The organism is Stutzerimonas stutzeri KOS6, assembly GCF_000307775.2.
Taxonomy (GTDB): domain Bacteria; phylum Pseudomonadota; class Gammaproteobacteria; order Pseudomonadales; family Pseudomonadaceae; genus Stutzerimonas; species Stutzerimonas stutzeri_B.
Genome location: NZ_KK020676.1, coordinates 1,162,029 through 1,163,223, shown reverse-complemented (window position 1 = coordinate 1,163,223; position 1,195 = coordinate 1,162,029). Strand labels below are relative to the sequence as shown.

The 1,195-nt window shown below is 58.2% G+C and carries 1 protein-coding gene; it reads right to left on the bottom strand.

Annotated elements, in window-relative coordinates; all coding sequences use genetic code 11:
- Positions 1–148 precede the first annotated feature (148 nt).
- A complete protein-coding gene (locus tag B597_RS33555; RefSeq protein WP_003296195.1) occupies positions 149–1,129 on the bottom strand; it encodes an IS5 family transposase in 981 nt (326 codons plus the stop codon).
- Positions 1,130–1,195 lie beyond the last annotated feature (66 nt).

The following is a 1,195-nucleotide window of genomic DNA, read 5'->3' as shown; positions in this document are numbered from 1 at the left end:
GGGAAGGTCTGAAGTAGCTGGGTATTTCGCGCCAACTTCAGTCCTTGTCGATTTTGAAAGCGAGCAATCGATCAAAAACCAGCCAGATAGCCCACTCATTTCTCCTTTTTTGGCCGTCGCGAGCATCTCGCGGTGGCCATTTCCCGCATTACAGGCGCACCTCTCCTGCGGTGGCGATCAAATGTCGACGCGCCATCCACAAGTTCGACAGTGCGAACAGTGTCATCAGCTGCGCGGTGTTCTTGGCCAGGCCGCGGAAGCGTACCTTCACGTAACCGAACTGGCACTTGATCACCCGGAATGGGTGCTCGACCTTGGCCCGCACCTGCGCCTTGGCCTTTTCAATCTTGCGCTTGGCTTTGTAGAGCGGGCTGTTCTTGCCGAGTTTTCTGTAAGTGCTGCGACGCGCCGCGACCTGCCAGATCACTTCGCGGCCCGCATGTTCTGAGCGCTTTTCGACCCCGGTGTAACCGGCATCGGCGCAGACGACGTTCTCCACGCCATGCAGCAGTTTGTCGACCTGAGTAACGTCTGCAACATTGGCTGCCGTCCCGACCACGCTGTGCACCAGACCCGATTCCTCATCGACACCAATGTGAGCCTTCATGCCGAAGTAGTACTGGTTGCCCTTCTTGGTCTGGTGCATCTCCGGGTCGCGCTTGCCGTCCTTGTTCTTGGTCGAACTCGGTGCATGGATCAACGTAGCATCGACGATGGTGCCCTGACGCAGCGACAGACCGCGGTCACCGAGATAGCCATTGATGACGGCCAGGATGCCGGCAGCCAGTTCGTGTTTCTCAAGCAGCCGGCGGAAGTTGAGGATGGTGGTTTCGTCGGGAATGCGCTCCAGGCTCAACCCGGCGAACTGGCGCAGGATGGTCGTCTCGTAGAGCGCTTCTTCCATGGCCGGGTCGCTGTAGCCAAACCAGTTCTGCATCAGGTGAATACGCAGCATGGCCAGCAGAGGATAGGCGGGCCGACCACCTTCGCCCTTGGGGTAATGCGGCTCGATCAAGGCAATCAGTCCTTTCCACGGCACCACCTGATCCATCTCGATCAGGAACAGCTCTTTACGGGTCTGTTTGCGCTTGCCGGCGTACTCGGCGTCGGCGAAGGTCATCTGCTTCATGGAAGAACTCGGGGGGCGGGATTACCGGCGTATTTCACCAGATTCTGGAAGTGTTTTTCAGAGTGT

Coding starts and splice junctions, on each gene's coding strand:
- B597_RS33555 (WP_003296195.1), bottom strand. CDS start 1,129: ATGAAGCAGATGACCTTCGCCGACGCCGAGTACGCCGGCAAGCGCAAA.